Source organism: Nonomuraea sp. B19D2 (assembly GCF_040137845.1).
Taxonomy (GTDB): domain Bacteria; phylum Actinomycetota; class Actinomycetes; order Streptosporangiales; family Streptosporangiaceae; genus Nonomuraea.
Genome location: NZ_JBEFAK010000082.1, coordinates 13,138 through 27,253, shown reverse-complemented (window position 1 = coordinate 27,253; position 14,116 = coordinate 13,138). Strand labels below are relative to the sequence as shown.

At 68.9% G+C, this 14,116-nt stretch carries 16 protein-coding genes and 1 pseudogene; 5 read left to right on the top strand and 12 right to left on the bottom strand.

What is annotated here, in order from left to right; all coding sequences use genetic code 11:
• The 3 genes and pseudogenes from ABN273_RS56665 to ABN273_RS56655 all read right to left on the bottom strand — a co-directional run.
• Nucleotides 1–190, bottom strand: a pseudogene (locus ABN273_RS56665) (cytochrome P450); the annotation flags it as partial.
• Nucleotides 191–245: 55 nt separating this feature from the next.
• The gene (locus ABN273_RS56660) at nt 246–1,448 is read right to left on the bottom strand and encodes an NAD(P)/FAD-dependent oxidoreductase (protein WP_349458079.1); all 1,203 of its coding nucleotides are present in this window, start codon (nt 1,446–1,448) and stop codon (nt 246–248) included.
• Nucleotides 1,445–1,642 (bottom strand): ferredoxin, encoded by a 198-nt coding sequence (locus ABN273_RS56655; protein ID WP_349458078.1) that lies wholly within the window; start codon nt 1,640–1,642, stop codon nt 1,445–1,447. The genes ABN273_RS56660 and ABN273_RS56655 overlap by 4 nt, the downstream gene beginning before the upstream one ends.
• 176 nt (nt 1,643–1,818) lie before the next feature.
• Between ABN273_RS56655 and ABN273_RS56650 the strand changes: the two genes are divergently transcribed.
• Together ABN273_RS56650 and ABN273_RS56645 are read left to right on the top strand one after the other, a co-directional pair.
• A complete protein-coding gene (locus ABN273_RS56650) occupies nt 1,819–2,439 on the top strand; it encodes a TetR/AcrR family transcriptional regulator (RefSeq protein ID WP_349458077.1) in 621 nt (206 codons plus the stop codon).
• A 199-nt stretch (nt 2,440–2,638) separates the two neighbouring features.
• Nucleotides 2,639–2,935: a hypothetical protein gene (locus ABN273_RS56645; protein ID WP_349458076.1), complete on the top strand. Its 297-nt coding sequence runs from the start codon at nt 2,639–2,641 to the stop codon at nt 2,933–2,935.
• Between the two features lie 85 nt (nt 2,936–3,020).
• Here the strand turns inward: ABN273_RS56645 and ABN273_RS60130 are convergent, their stop codons facing one another.
• The 4 genes from ABN273_RS60130 to ABN273_RS56630 all read right to left on the bottom strand — a co-directional run bounded on the left by ABN273_RS60130 (nt 3,021) and on the right by ABN273_RS56630 (nt 4,871).
• On the bottom strand, nt 3,021–3,146 hold the full coding sequence (locus ABN273_RS60130) for a hypothetical protein (protein WP_502911343.1): 126 nt from the start codon (nt 3,144–3,146) through the stop codon (nt 3,021–3,023).
• 111 nt (nt 3,147–3,257) lie between these two features.
• Nucleotides 3,258–3,638, bottom strand: coding sequence for a nuclear transport factor 2 family protein (locus ABN273_RS56640; RefSeq protein WP_349458075.1), 381 nt, complete (start codon nt 3,636–3,638; stop codon nt 3,258–3,260).
• Between the two features lie 49 nt (nt 3,639–3,687).
• Nucleotides 3,688–4,116, bottom strand: a complete 429-nt coding sequence (locus ABN273_RS56635) for a MoaF-related domain-containing protein (RefSeq protein ID WP_349458074.1) — start codon at nt 4,114–4,116, stop codon at nt 3,688–3,690.
• A complete protein-coding gene (locus ABN273_RS56630) occupies nt 4,116–4,871 on the bottom strand; it encodes a nuclear transport factor 2 family protein (RefSeq protein ID WP_349458073.1) in 756 nt (251 codons plus the stop codon). The genes ABN273_RS56635 and ABN273_RS56630 overlap by 1 nt, the downstream gene beginning before the upstream one ends.
• A gap of 217 nt (nt 4,872–5,088) precedes the next feature.
• Here ABN273_RS56630 and ABN273_RS56625 point away from each other — a divergent pair, with 217 nt between their 5' ends.
• Nucleotides 5,089–5,880 carry an AraC family transcriptional regulator gene (locus tag ABN273_RS56625; protein WP_349458072.1) on the top strand — a complete coding sequence of 264 codons (792 nt, stop codon included), beginning with the start codon at nt 5,089–5,091 and terminating at the stop codon, nt 5,878–5,880.
• A 207-nt stretch (nt 5,881–6,087) separates the two neighbouring features.
• Here the strand turns inward: ABN273_RS56625 and ABN273_RS56620 are convergent, their stop codons facing one another.
• The 3 genes from ABN273_RS56620 to ABN273_RS56610 are packed head-to-tail and all read right to left on the bottom strand — an operon-like array spanning nt 6,088 to nt 9,016.
• On the bottom strand, nt 6,088–6,846 hold the full coding sequence (locus ABN273_RS56620) for an ABC transporter permease (protein WP_349458071.1): 759 nt from the start codon (nt 6,844–6,846) through the stop codon (nt 6,088–6,090).
• The gene (locus ABN273_RS56615) at nt 6,843–7,802 is read right to left on the bottom strand and encodes an ATP-binding cassette domain-containing protein (protein WP_349458070.1); all 960 of its coding nucleotides are present in this window, start codon (nt 7,800–7,802) and stop codon (nt 6,843–6,845) included. Before ABN273_RS56615 ends, ABN273_RS56620 begins: the two co-directional genes overlap by 4 nt.
• 5 nt (nt 7,803–7,807) lie before the next feature.
• On the bottom strand, nt 7,808–9,016 hold the full coding sequence (locus ABN273_RS56610; RefSeq protein WP_349458069.1) for a cytochrome P450: 1,209 nt from the start codon (nt 9,014–9,016) through the stop codon (nt 7,808–7,810).
• Between the two features lie 146 nt (nt 9,017–9,162).
• On the opposite strand from ABN273_RS56610, the gene ABN273_RS56605 reads away from it, so the two are divergent.
• Nucleotides 9,163–9,846: a helix-turn-helix domain-containing protein gene (locus tag ABN273_RS56605; protein ID WP_349453009.1), complete on the top strand. Its 684-nt coding sequence runs from the start codon at nt 9,163–9,165 to the stop codon at nt 9,844–9,846.
• A 154-nt stretch (nt 9,847–10,000) separates the two neighbouring features.
• Here the strand turns inward: ABN273_RS56605 and ABN273_RS56600 are convergent, their stop codons facing one another.
• Nucleotides 10,001–11,593 carry a sulfatase family protein gene (locus ABN273_RS56600; RefSeq protein WP_349458068.1) on the bottom strand — a complete coding sequence of 531 codons (1,593 nt, stop codon included), beginning with the start codon at nt 11,591–11,593 and terminating at the stop codon, nt 10,001–10,003.
• Nucleotides 11,594–11,817: 224 nt separating this feature from the next.
• On the opposite strand from ABN273_RS56600, the gene ABN273_RS56595 reads away from it, so the two are divergent.
• Complete coding sequence (locus ABN273_RS56595; protein ID WP_349458067.1) at nt 11,818–12,558, top strand: VOC family protein; 741 nt, start codon at nt 11,818–11,820, stop codon at nt 12,556–12,558.
• Between the two features lie 151 nt (nt 12,559–12,709).
• On the opposite strand, the gene ABN273_RS56590 is transcribed toward ABN273_RS56595, so the two are convergent.
• Nucleotides 12,710–14,095 (bottom strand): glycoside hydrolase family 6 protein, encoded by a 1,386-nt coding sequence (locus ABN273_RS56590; RefSeq protein ID WP_349458066.1) that lies wholly within the window; start codon nt 14,093–14,095, stop codon nt 12,710–12,712.
• Between the last annotated feature and the right edge of the window lie 21 nt (nt 14,096–14,116).

The following is a 14,116-nucleotide window of genomic DNA, read 5'->3' as shown; positions in this document are numbered from 1 at the left end:
CCGCGCGGACGTCCTCGTACCGGGTCACCACCCAGGCGGTGTGGCCATTCCACAACCGGACCTGCTGCAGGCCATCGGCCTGGCGCCAGCCGGCGTATTCGGCGGGCGGGTCCAAGGGGCAGCGCTGAGAGCGTCTTCCAGGGAAGACAGGAAGGCCTGCGTCGTCGTGGGTGTCGGTCGTAATGCTCATTGCGAACTCCTGAAGGTGTCGTGTGCAGGCGTCGTCGACGACGCCACGATGCGAGTTACGCGGCTGTCGTGCCGGCGATGGCGCCAGCCCATGGGGTCCGGGCCGCGATGAGGGCGCGCCAGGCGCGCAGGATCTTGGGCGACATGCCGGCGGCGAGCACTCCGGCCAGCCGGTCGCCGGTGCGATAGGCGATCAGGAGACGCCGTTGCGAGACGTCGCCGTCCAGGACGAGTGCTTCGTCGTGGTCGCGCAGGTGACCGTAGGCCTGGACTTTCATGCCGTACTGGTCGGACCAGAAGTACGGCACCGGGGCGAACGGCCGCCGTGCCTGCGGGTGGAGCACATTGTGGGCGACGGTCAGGCCCTGCTCGGCGGCGTTGGTGCGGTGCTCGATGCGCATCGCCGTGCCGAACAGCGGGTTGTGCCAGCGGGCCACATCCCCGACCCCGTACACGCTCGCGGCGGCGGCGCTGAACTCGTCACACACCAGCCCGTCGCCCAGGGTCAGCCCGCTGCCGTCCAGCCATGCGGTATTCGGCACCGAGCCGATGGCCACCAGCACGTCGTCGGCCGGCAGGACCGTGTCATCGGCCAGCCGCACCCCCGTCACCGCCCCACCTGCGCTGACGATCTCGGCGACGGCGGCGTGCGTGCGCAGCTCGACGCCGTGGCCGCGGTGGATCTCGGCCAGCACGTGGCCGGCCTGCTCGCCGATGGCCTGCGCCAGCGGAAGCGGACCTGCCTCCAGCAACGTCACCTTCACACCCAGCCCGCCGGCGACGGCGGCCACTTCGGCACCCACGAACCCGGCACCGACGATCACCAGCCGCCGTCCCCGAAGCAGCCGCGCCTTCAGCGATATGGCGTCGTCCAGGGTGCGCAGCGTGTGCACGCCCGGCACGACCTCGCTGCCCGGCAGGTAACGGGGACGCACGCCGGTCGCGATGACCAGAGCGTCGTAGGGCACGTCGGCGCCATCGGCCAGCACCACACTCCTGCCGCTCAGGTCCAGCCCGATGGCGGGCACGCCCAGACGCAGGTCCAGGCCCAGCGCGTCCATCTCCACCTTGCCGCGCAGGACGAGCCGCTCCGGCTCCCACTCCCCCGTCAAGACCTGTTTCGACAGCGGCGGACGATCGTAGGGGAGATGCGGCTCCTCGCCGAGGAGCGTGATCACACCCCCGTACCCGGCCCGGCGCAGCGCCTCCGCAGTGGCCAGCCCGCCCGCCGACCCCCCGACGATCACGATCCGGTTCACGACTCCACCAGATGGATGGCGGCCGCGGGGCAGACCGCGGCCGACTCACGGACCGCGCCATGCACCTCCGGCGCGGGCGTCTCCTCCAGCAGCACCACGATGCCGTCCTCCTCACGCTGGTCGAACACCTCGGGCGCAATCAGCACACACTGCCCGGCAGCCACACATTTGGCGGCCTCGACGGTGACTTTCATCTGGTCCTCCCCCCTCCGGGCACATCGGCAATGGCCCGGAAACCCGCATGCGGCGCCCGCACCAGGCCGGTCCGGCACGCCGATACGACATCCCAAAATCGGGAGTCAACTCTCACATGACGCCGTCACGATAGCATACGAATTGAGAGTTGTATCTCGGTTGCTATCCTGAGGTGGTGACCACCGAAGCCCCCAAACCGTTGCGCGCCGACGCGGCACGCAACTTCGACAGGATCGTGCGAGCCGCGCGAGAGATCTACGCCGAACGCGGCCCCGAGGCGCAACTCGACGAAATCGCCCGCCACGCCGGTGTCGGCAATGCGACGCTCTACCGCCATTTCCCCGACAAGACGGTCCTGGTCCGCGCAGCCCTCGACCAGGCCTTCGCCGAAGAGATCGCCCCCGCCATCGAGCAGGCACTGAGCGATGACGATCCCAGGCGCGGCCTGGTCACCGTGCTCGAGGCGACGCTGTCCATGGCGGCCCGCGAACACAACACTCTGGCCGCCGCCAGGAACGCCGGTGCCATGACCGCCGAAGCCGGCACCCGCTCCTTCGAGTCGCTGACCCTGCTGGCCCGCCGGGCCCAGCAGGCCGGTCTCATCCGCGCCGATCTCGTGCCCGACGACCTGCCCCGCATCGTGGTCATGCTCCTGGGACTGCTGTGGACCATGGACCCCCACAGCGACGGCTGGCGGCGCTATCTCTCACTCATCCTCGACGCCCTGGCTCCCGACGCAGCCACCCCCTTGCCGACCGCGGTGCCGCTACAGCAGCCGGACAACTGGCTCCTTTGACACGCCAGGCTTGAGGAAGCGTCATACGCCACAGCCTGCGGCGACTGCGCGTGATCACCTTGACGCCGCTCCACACAGTTGAGCGGCTAGCTGTGCGACCCGGCCCTCGGCCCTGACAACGCGACGGTCGCCCGCCGTCAACCCGCCCCGCTTCGCGGCCCCGGGGTCCCGTTCGAATGGCGCCGCGCAGTGGCGTGGTTTGTATCGCCCCATCCCCGCCTACCAGGTGGGGATGGCGTTGGAGGCGGCTGGTGACGAGCGTGGTGCGATCGCCGCGTACCGGCGGGCCGACCAGCGCGGCGACGCCCACGGCGCCTGGCAGGTCGCGGTCGAACTGGAAAGCAGGGAGACCTGGCCAGCGCACAGGCAGCCTACGTACGCGCGGTGGATCGGGGCGATGAGCATGCACCGCTCACGCTGGCCAAACTGCTGGAACGGCTGGGCGACCTGGAGGGCGCCGAGGCCGCCTACCGCCAAGCAGTCGAGGAAGGAGTGAGAAACGCGACCTGGTGCCTTAACCACTTCCGTCAACGGCACGACCGCACCTAACCGCCGTCCCAAGCTGGCGCCCTTTGCTGGGTTCACCACACGCGAGCAGCCCTTCGGGCTGCGGTCAGTTGGAGGGCAAAGCCGGGACGAGCGTGTGCCCCACGTCGCTCGGCGATCAGTGCTCGGTGCGCATCATCCAGGAAGACGAACCGCTCCATCTCCGCCCGTATGCGGCCGCCTCGCTGTCACTCAAGAACTCAACCGGCGTAGACGCCGAAAGCAGGGCAGGTCCCAGCAGTGAAGGAGGGCAGCGTCCGCCTCAAGTCGGCTCAGAACATGGTGTTGTCGTTCTTGGAGGTGGTTGGAATGGTCTGAAGGACGTCCCAGTGTTCGACGATCTTGCCGTTGGAGTCGAAGCGGAAGATGTCTATTCCCGCGTACTCCTCGTCCGGCCAGGTCTGGTGGCAGTGCAGGATGACGTGGTCGCCTTCGGCGAACGCGCGTTTGAACTCGACATGCTTGCCGGGGTATTCGGCGGCCATGCGGTCGAAGTACTCGATGAACGCCTTCTTGCCGTCGGCGACATGGGGGTTGTGCTGGATGTAGGTGTCGCCCGCGTACAGGTCGATGGCCTCGGCGGGTCGGTTGTGGTTGAACATCAGGTCGTAGAACGCCTGGGCGGTGGCCTTGTTCGTCTCCGGGTCGCTCATGGTGCTCCTTGCGGGTCGGGCGCCGGGTGTGGCGCGGTGAGTGCGTTGATCAGGTGGTCGGCGGGGCGGGGATGGAAAGTGACCGGTCGGCGAGGTCAGCGGGGATTTCGGGGTGGGCGGTGTTGACCCGTATGAGTCGTGCGTCGGGAAACTGGCGGGTGATGTGTTCGCCGGGCCGGCGGATGACGCCGGGTGTGTTGAAGCCGGTGTCGTAGGTCCAGAACGCGTGGACGGTGTGGGTGTTGAGGTTCATGACGTGTGTGACCGTCATGCCGGACTGTTCCACCCAGCCGAGGATGAAGATGCCGGGCGAGGCTTCGGCTGGGTGGAGGACGACGGTTTCCTGGGAGCCCTTGCCGGGGCCTTCCAGCGTCTCGTAGTGCAGGGCGGTGCCGTCGGAGGTGTAGGTGTTGCGGAACACCGCCCCGTTGTCGACGCGGAAGACGAAGGTGCGTCCGGCGTAGGTGGGCGTGCTCATCAGAACAGTCCATTGCCGTGCGGGAGGCTGTCGGGAATCGGGACAACGATGTCCCAGTGTTCGACGATCTTGCCGTCGGCGACGCGGAACAGGTCCCAGTAGGCGACGGGGACGCCGAACTCGCCCTCGGACTGGAGCAGCACGAAGTCGCCCTCGGCGACGACCTTGTGGATCTTCTTGTACACAAGGTTCTTACCCTGCTCGGCCCAGTTGGCGGCGGCCGCGCCGAAGCCATCCAGGCCGTCGGCGGCCTCCGGGTTGTGCTGGTGATAGGTCTGGGTGGAGATGTAGTCGGTCAGCGCCGAGTAATCGGCGCCCTTGAGGACCTTCTCGGCGAACTCGGAGACGAGGCTACGGTTGGCCGCGGTCTCAGCCAGGTCGGTGGGCGCGGTCGGGCCGTCGGTCTGGGTGCGTCCGCTGACGGTCGCCCGCGCCAGCGGGGTCAGGGCGTCCCAGTGCTCGGCGAGCTTGCCGTTCTCGACGCGGAACAGGTCGAAGGCGACCAGCGGGTCCGGGCCGAACCCGTGGTAGATGCCGTGCAGGGCGACCAGGTCGCCGTCGGCGATCACCCGTGCGCCCACGTAGCGGAAGTGGTCGCCGAGCGAGGCGACCAGGGCGCGCAGCGCCTCGGGCCCGTCGGCGGCCAGCGAGCTGTGCTGGCGGTAGCCGGGCGCGACCCAGCGATCCACCGCGGAGGGGTCCTTCTTCCCGAACAGCTCAGCGGCGGCCTGCAGAACAGTGTCCTTGGAGTTCATGGTGTACTCCCATCCGTTCGTCCGACTTTGTCGGATCTTGGTCCTCATTGCCTCCGGCATGGTCATTCACGGTCACCATGCCGCGCTTGCGATACTGAGAACAGCGATCAGCCTGGTGAATAAAGGATCGATGATGGTCAATCGGCGACAAGTTGGTGTTCCTCAGATCGGGTACCGGCCAGCTGACGGCCGCCCAGTCGGGATCGAGGTCGTCACCATGGCCGACATCAAGGGCCGGATCCCCGCCCACGCCCTGACCTCACCTCACCGCGCCGACTTCCACATCCTCATCCTGATCACGACGGGCGAAGGCCGACACGAGATCGACTTCGCTTCCCACCCCTGCCGGCCTGGCACCCTGCTGTGGGTACGGCCGGGACAGGCCCACCGCTTCCACCACCCCGGCAGCCTCGACGGCAAGGTGGTCCTGTTCACCGCCGACTTCCCACCCGATCTCGGCAGCGCAGGGCCGCGGCTCACCGGCTGGCTCGCCCCTCCCCGCTGGACCCCGGCCGGACCCGACCTCACCGCTATCTCCACCACGATCGACCAGATCGCCGCTGAACGCGCCGCGTCCGCCCACGCGATGCCCGTCGCCCTGCTCCGCCATCTGCTGGCCGTCCTGCTCCTGCGGATCGATCGGCTGCCAACCGAGGACGACCGCCGCATCGACTCCGCCACCGCCGAACTCTTCGGCCGGTTCCAGGCCGAGCTCGAACGCTCCTACGCCATCACCCGCTCCGCCGAGCACTACGCCGCCCGCCTGGGCTACACCGTCAAACACCTCACGCGCGCGTGCGTCGCCGCCGCCGGCCACCCTGCCAAACACCTCATCGACGCCCGCGTCGTCCTGGAGGCCAAACGCCTGCTCGCCTACACCGAGGTCCCCGTCGCCGACATCGGCCGCCGCCTCGGCTTCGCCGACCCCGCCAACTTCGGCAAGTTTTTCGCCCGCCACACCCACACCACCCCCGGCGCCTTCCGCCGAATACAGCAGGCACCGGGCTGAAGCAGCCCCCCGTCATCGGTGGCAGCGCGGAACTGACCGGCGGCACCTTCCCCGAACCCCCATCACAACGCAGGGCTGAAAGGCTTGCCTGAAGGATTACGGGACAACTTCGGCTATCCGGCAGCATGATCGCCGCGAATGTCAGGTGCGCTTCAGCGTCAGCGCCCACTCCACCAGCACGCCTCCGTAAACCGAATCCAGTGAGCCTCACCGGTTGTAGAGTTTGCGTGCCCACAGATAACTGACCAGGGCGATGCCCGCGCTCCACACAGCCGCCTCCAGGAAGCTGGACCCGGCCGGACGCCCGGCCAGCAGCGCGCGCAGCGTCTCGATGACAGGGGTGGCCGGCTGGTGCTCGGCGAACCAGCGCAAACCGGCCGGCATCGACTCGGTCGGGACGAAGCCGCTGCCGAGGAACGGCAGCAGCATCAGCGGCATCGGCAGGTTGCTGGCCGTGGCCACGTTCTTGGTGACCATGGCGAGCGCGACCGACAGCCAGGTGATCGCGAAGGTGAACATGGCCAGCACACCGACCACGCCGAGCCAGTCCAGCACCGAGGCGGGCGGGCGGAACCCGATCAGCAACGCCACCACGGCCACCATGGCGATCGCGAGGAACGTCTGCACCATCGCCCCGAGTACGTGCCCGGTGAGCACCGAGACGCGGGCGATGGCCATGGTCTTGAACCTGGCGATGATGCCCTCGGTCATGTCGGTCGCCACCGAGATCGCGGTCCCCTGCGCGGCCCCGACGATCGTCGTGATCATGATACCGGGGGTGAGGTAACCGACGTAGGCGGCGCGGTCGGCGCCGATGCCCGCGCCCATGGTGCCGCCGAAGACGTAGACGAACAGCAGCAGGAACACCACGGGCACGGCCGCGAACGTGAGGATCAGCGTGGGGTAGCGCCAGATGTGTTTGACCTGGCGCCGCAGCATCGTCGCCGAGTCGGTGATCGCTCTCATCGGGAGGGCTCCTTGGTCGAGGGCTCCTTGGTCGAGGGCTCCTGGGTCAGGGTGAGGAAGACGTCGTCCAGGTCGGGGGTGTGCACCGACAGCTCGGCGACGTCGATGGCATGCGTGTCCAGCCACTCCAGGAGCTTCCTCAGCGTCCTGACTCCGCCGGAGTCGGGGATCTGGACGGTGAGCGCCGCGTCGTTGCTGGAGGTGGCGCCGACGTGGCCGGCCGCCCTGCGGTACCCGTCGGGGTCGGCGAAGCGCACGACGATGTGGCCGCCGGGGACCATTCGCTTGAGCTCCTCAGGGGTGCCCTCGGCCACCAGCCGGCCCTGGCTGAGCAGCGCGATGCGGTCGGCGAGTTCGTCGGCCTCCTCCAGGTATTGGGTGGTCAGGAAGATGGTCACGCCGTCCTGCTGGACGAGGTCCCGGACGATCTGCCACATGGTGCGGCGGCTGCGCGGGTCCAGGCCCGTGGTCGGTTCGTCGAGGAAGATGAGCTTGGGCGTGCCGACCATGGTCATGGCGAGGTCGAGCCGGCGGCGCATGCCGCCCGAGTAGGTGGCCGCGGGCTTGCGCGCGGCGTCGGTGAGGTCGAAGCGCTCCAGCAGTTCGCGGACGCGCCTGCGGCCCTCGGCGCGGCCGAGGTGGAGCAGGTCGGCCATGAGTCGCAGGTTCTCCTCACCGGTGAGGAAGCTGTCGACCGCGGAGAACTGGCCGGTGACGCCGATCGCGGCACGCACCTTGTCGGGTTCCTTGGCCAGGTCGTGCCCGGCCACCCAGATCTCGCCTGCGTCGGCCTTGATCAGGGTGGACAGGATCTGCACTGCGGTGGTCTTGCCCGCGCCGTTCGGGCCGAGCAGCGAGAAGACGGTGCCCTGCGGGATGGTGAGGTCGATGCCGTCCAGGACGCGGTGGGCGCCGTAGGACTTACGCAGCCCCGTCACCGAGACGAAGGTTCGCATCGCGTTCACCCCCGATCCCAGGTGACGGGCAGGCTGTGCACGCCGTACACCTGCGAGGGGTCGGTGCGCAGCGACAGGTCTTCAGCCGGTACGGCGAGCCGCAGCGTCGGGAAGCGGGTGAGTAGCGCGGGAAACGCCACACGCATCTCGATGCGGGCAAGCTGCTGACCGAGGCACTGATGGACGCCGTGGCCGAAGGCCAGATGCCCGGCGGCCGAGCGGCGCAGATCGAGCACGTCGGGGCCTGCGAACCTGGCCGGGTCCCTGTTGGCGGCGTTGATCGCGATGACGACCGTGTCGCCCGCCTTGAGCTGCCTGCCGCCGAGCTCCACGTCCTCCAGCACGCCGCGCATACCGGTGGCGGCGACGGACAGGTAACGCAGCAGTTCCTCCACGGCGCCGACGGCCAGGTCGGGGTCGCCGCGCAGGGCAATGAGCTGGGCCGGGTTGCGCAGCAGGGCGAAGGTGCCGAGCGCGAGCATGTTGGCGGTGGTGTCGAGCCCGGCGCCGAGCAGGAACGCGGCCACGCCGCCGAGCTCCTCGTCGGTCAGGTCGCCGCCGGTGGCCAGGTCGCTGAGCAGGTCGTCGGTCGGCTTGGCCCGTTTGGCCAGCGCGAGCTCCCGCAGGTAGGTGCCGAGCTCGACGAAGGCGGCGTACTGCGCCTCAGCGGTCCCGGCGTCCGACAGGGCCCGGGTGGAGCTCTGGAACCGGTCGCGGTCCTCGTACGGCACGCCGAGCAGCTCACAGATCATCAGCGCTGGAACCGGCTGCGCGAAGACCTCGACGAGGTCGGCGGGCGGCCCCTGCCGCTCCATCGCGTCGAGCCGCTCACGGGTGATCTCGGTGACCCGATCGGTGAGCAGGTTCATCCTGCGGACGGTGAACTTGCCCGCCAGCAGTTTGCGGAAGCGGGTGTGCTGGGGTGCGTCCATGCCGGTCAGGTCGCCGACAGGGGCGGGCGGCAGGTGGCCGCCCGCCAGGGGGTGGTAGTGGGTTTCGTAGCGGGAGCTGAAGCGCGGGTCGGCGAGGATCTGGCGGACCAGGTCGTATCCGGTGATCATCCAGACGCCGGGGGCGCCCTCGGGCGCGACCAGGCGGGCGATCGGCTGCTCTGCGCGCAGGGCGGTGAGCGAAGGGGCGGGATCGAAGGGACAGGCGGGTGCGCGGTCGAGGGACGGAGTGACCGGCTCGTCGCGATAGTACGTGTTCGACATGATTGAAAGCTACGTTGCTTTCAGAAATTCCGTCAACCAATCGATACGCATAAGTGCATGTCAAGGGCGATTAATTGATGCGTTGACGATGAAGCTGAATGCAATGAAACGTTGCATTGTGTGGCACCGAACGCAATAGTGGTGTCATGTCAGAAGGAAGGTTGACCCGGCAGGACCGCCAGCGCATCGCGACCGGCCTGGCCGAAGGCCGCTCCTACGCCGAGATCGCCAGGCGACTGGACCGGCCGACCTCGACGATCAGCCGCGAGGTCGGCCGCAACGGCGGCCCCGGCGACTACCGGCCCGAGCGGGCGCACCAGGCGGCAACGCGGCAGGCGCGGCGCGGCACCCCGACCCGTTCGCCCGAGGCCGAACCCCAGGACCGCAAGGTCTTCGAGGTGGAAGAGGGAGCCGTCGAGATGGCGATCGGGATGGGCCTGCCGAAAATGATGGCACGCGTGCTCATCGGCCTGTGGCTGAGCGAGGACGGCAGGCTCACCGCGGCCGAACTGTCGCGCGGGCTGAAAGTCAGTCCCGCCTCGATCTCCATGGCCGTGGGCTACCTGACCCGGCAGGGCCTGATCAGGCGCGAGCGTGATCCGCAGCGACGGCGCGACGTCTACGTGGTCGACGACGACGCCTGGTACCACTCGACGGTGATCAGCTCGCGGCAGACACTCGCGGCGGCGGAGATCACGAAGGCGGCGGGGCAGACGCTCGGGCTCGACACGCCAGTGGGACGCCGCCTGGCCAGGGGCGGTGCGTTCCTGGAGCGGATCAGTCTGGACGCTCTGGCGTCGGCCGAACGCTGGCGTGACCTCCCACCGTGATCAGACCGCAGGGATTGTGCCCCGGATGGTCCGTTACGCCGCATCGGCTACCTGACCGGCCAGGCCGCATACCGGAGCGGGTGCGGCTCCCGATCGAGCCACACCCTGGTGTACGCATCTCTCCGGCCGCGTTTCCCGGACAGGTTCCTCCAGGTCAGAGCCGGGCCGCGGTCCAGCAGTCCGGCGCGCCGGGCTTGCCGCACCTCGCCAGCGCGTCGAGGACCTTGCCCAGGTCGGCGGTCCTGGCGTTGCCGGGGTCGTTGGACTCCTGGTTCGGATCCGCCACCGTGTCGTAGTACTCGGGCTCGGGCACGCCCTCGTACTCGACATACAGCTCCCCGGCGGTGCGCACCGCCGCGTAGCTGGGCGGCTGCGAGTTCCCCGCCTGCAGGGGCTCGGCGTCGGGGTCCGGCTCGCCCGGCGCGGCCGGGTTGGGCTTGACGTGCTCGATCAGCGCCGTCTTCCGCCAGTCCCTCACCTTGCGGCCCTGGATGAGCGGCAGCAGACTGCGCCCGTCGCGGCTGCCGCGGGCGGCCGCGCCGAGGCCGGCCATGTCGAGGAAGGTCGCGAACAGGTCGACGTTCTGGACGATGGCGCCGGTCACCAGGTCGCCGTGCCGTCCCGCCGCAGGCCGTTTGACCAGTAGCGGCACGCGTACGTCATGGTCGTAGGCGGTGGACTTGCCACGTACGAGGCGGTGCTGGCCGAGATGGAAGCCGTTGTCGCTGGTGAACACCACGTACGTGTTGCGCTTCTCGGCGTCCGTCAGCGTGCCCAGGACGCGCGCCACCATGTCGTCCACCGACTGCACCATGCGGATCCGGTCGCGGAAGTCCTTGCGCAGCTCCTTGACCAGCGCGGGGGCGAGCGGCTCGCGGCGTACCCAGGAGGGCTTGTCGGCGGTGTCCTCGTCGAAGGCGGGCAGCGTGCTCACGTCGATGTCGTTGCAGTCCGGCCCGCCGCAGTCGCCGTGCGGGAACTCCCCGGCCGGGAACTGGGTCTTGGGACGGTCGCGGCGCGCGGGCGGGAAGCGCGGCTCCTTGTCGCCCGGCTTGAAGCCGATCCTGGAGTGCGGCGCGAACGGCGAGACCTGCAGGAAGAAGGGCCGGCCCGGGGCGCGTTCGCGCGAGCGCGCGATGAAGTCCGTGGCCCGCCGGCCGAGCTCGTCCACCAGGTACGTGCCGTCGGAGGTGTCCAGGCCGGGCGTCTCCCCCTTGATGTAGCGGGTGAGCTGGTACTTGAACTCGCTGTAGCCGCCCCCTGCCGCCACGTGCCACTCGTCCCAGCCGGGCGGGACGTGGTAGCCGGCGCCCGCGACCGGGTACTCGTTGATGTACTTGCCGAGGTAGCCGGTGCGGTATCCGGCCTGTTCCAGCGCGACCGCGTACGTCCTGGACTCGTGCGGTGCGAACGCCTTGTAGCCGCCGCGGTCGGAGTTCTTGTTCGTGGCCACGCCGGTGTTGTGCGGGAACTGGCCGGTGAACATGGAGGCCCGCGACGGGCAGCACAACGAGTTGGACACGTAGTAGTTGCTGAACGTCGTGCCGTCGTCGGCCAGGCCGCGCACGGTGTCCATGTACGCGAGCAGGTCGGCGGACATGTCGTCGACCAGGAAGAAGATGATGTTCGGCTGCTTGGGCTTGGCGGCCGCGGCCGTCCCCGCCACCGCCGGCGAAACCAGGCTCAGGCTGAGGACGAGCGCGGAGGCCACCGCTAAAGCCCTGCGGATATGTCGAGTCATCGCCATGACCGCCTTCTTTGCAACGTTGGAAGATGAGGGTGGATTTGCACGGTAATGGCGCTCAATGCGGCCGATCAAGCGATTGATCCTGAAGGCTTCCTGGCAAAGCGAGCCGAATGTGCGTCACGGCCCACTCGCCGTGGACACCTGCCATCGGCGCCTGAACAAGCGGCTCACCGTGCAGGAGTCCCGCCTCAGCCCCCTCATCCGCTGCGCATAGGGTGGGCGGCATGGCGCTGCAACTTGTTCAGGTGAATTTCAAGGCTCGGGACGACTCGGCGCTGGGCCGGTTCTGGGCGGAGGCGCTCGGCTGGGGTGTGTCCAGCGAAGGACCCGGTGTGACCAACGTTGAACCTGTGGGCTTCGTGTGGCCGGACCCCACCGCCGTCTGCGTCGATGTCGTCACCGTCCCGGACCCCGAAACGGTGAAGTACCGCGTGCACCTCGATCTCGCCACCACCTCTGCGGCCCATCACGTGGCGTTGGTCGCGCGCCTGAAGGAGCTCGGTGCGACGCCCGCCGATGTGGGCCAGGGCGACGTCCCGTGGACGGTTCTGGCCGACCCGGAGGGCAACGTGTTCTGCGTCCTGGAGCCTCGGGAGATCTACCGGGACACCGGGCCGATCGCCGCGGTGGTCGTCGACTGCGCGGACCCGCGGGCCATGGCCCGGTTCTGGGGCGAGGCGATCGGCTGGACCCTGCACGAGGTGAGCGACGATCATGCGCGGCTGCGCTCCGCCAAGGGTGTCGGGCCGTATCTCGAGTTCCTCCGCACAACGCCCGGCGTGAAGACCGTATGGAACCGCGTCCATCTCGACGTGCTGCCGTACCGCGGTGACGATCAAGCGGCGGAGGTGGCCCGGCTGCAGGCCCTCGGCGCGACGCCCGCCGATGTGGGCCAGGGCGACGTCCCGTGGATCGTCCTCGCCGACCCGGAGGGCAACGAGTTCTGCGTCCTCGGCGCGGCCTGACGCGCCGAACCAGTCGGCCGCCGCCCGCTCGGCCAAGTCGCGGTGCCGTTGACCGTAGTTTCCACCATTTCGCCAGGTCAGCCCGGGTCGCCTGGCATGCCCGGCGCCACGCGTGACGCCGGGCATGCCTCTCTCAGAGCTCGAGACTAGGTCACGTGCCCTCAATCAGCCGGATGGCGAGGTCCGGGCTGAACGTGCCGGCGGGCACGTTCGGCGCGATGCCGCAGTTGCCGTCCGAGTCGCCGGGAACCTTGACCCACAGCAGCATCTCGGCGCCGCCGCCGACCTGCGAAACGGTGCCGAGTTTGCGGCCCGCAGGGTTGCACCATTCGCCGTTGGAACCGTTGCCGTTGCGGCTGGTGTCGATCACGAACTTGGCGGCGCCGCCGAGCGCCGAGTTGATCGCGTTGCCGTACGTGGCCGACTGGCTGGTGGTGTAGTAGTTGGAGACGTTCACGGAGAAGCCGCGGACATTGGCGACGCCCACGCTGCTCAGCCGGGAGGCCATGGTGGCCGGCGCCGTCCAGCCGGCGTTGCCCGCGTCGAGGTAGGCCCAGGTGTTGGCGGCCTTGTCGCGGAACTGTTCCGTGGCGTAGGTCAGCATGCGGATACGTTCCTGGCGGGCCGTCTCGCTCATGCAGTCGAAGTCGCCGAGGGAGTCGGGCTCGATGACGACGACTGCGGGCCGGTTGCCGATGCCGGAGGCGAACGCGGAGATCCACGTCTTGTACGCCGCCTCGGTGCCGGCGCCGCCGCCGGAGTGGCCGCCGCACGCGTCGCGGCCGGGGATGTTGTACGCGACCAGGATCGGCAGTTTGTCGGCGCTGTCCGCGGCGCCCACGAAGGCGGAGACGGCGGCGGTGATGTCGCCGCTCCAGTTGCCGAACCACCGGGCCATCGGCTTGGAGGCGATCGAGGACTGGATCCGGGCCGCCCGGGAATCGCCGGAGTTGTTTCTCACCCAGACCGCGGGGTTGGAGTTGGGATCGTCGTAGAAACCGCTCGTCATGTCGATCGGCCCGGACCCCGACGTCGTCTCGGTGAGGGAGACGTTGTCGAGGTAGACCGTGTGGGCGGCGTTCTTGCCGAGTTGGAACGAGACCTGTCCGGCCGTCGTGCTCAGGCTGGAGCTGAAGGGGAAGCTGAAGCGCTTGCTCGTCGTGGTGAGCGCGATCGTCTTCGTCAGGGTGTTGGTGTACGGGCTGTCGGCCAGTTGCACGGTGGTGACCGCGCTGACCGAGGCGGAGGCGGCGGCGTCGAACGACAACGTGTAGGCCTTGCCGCTGGTCAGGGTGATGTTGTTCTGGGCCACCATGGCGTCCCACGGGTTGGCCGTGCCACCGGCCACGTTGACGCGCAGCCGCCCGGTGTCCACTGCCATGGAGGTGTTGGCCGAGTTCCACCATGGCGCGGTGCCGGTGCCGAAGGTGCCGTTGACCACCAGTTCGGTCGCGGCGGCGGCGGGTAGGGCGGCGGTCACCGACAGGGCGGTCACCGTTGCGGCCGTGATCGCCGCCAACCGGGTTAATACTCGCATGTACTGCTTTCCTTTCTTTGG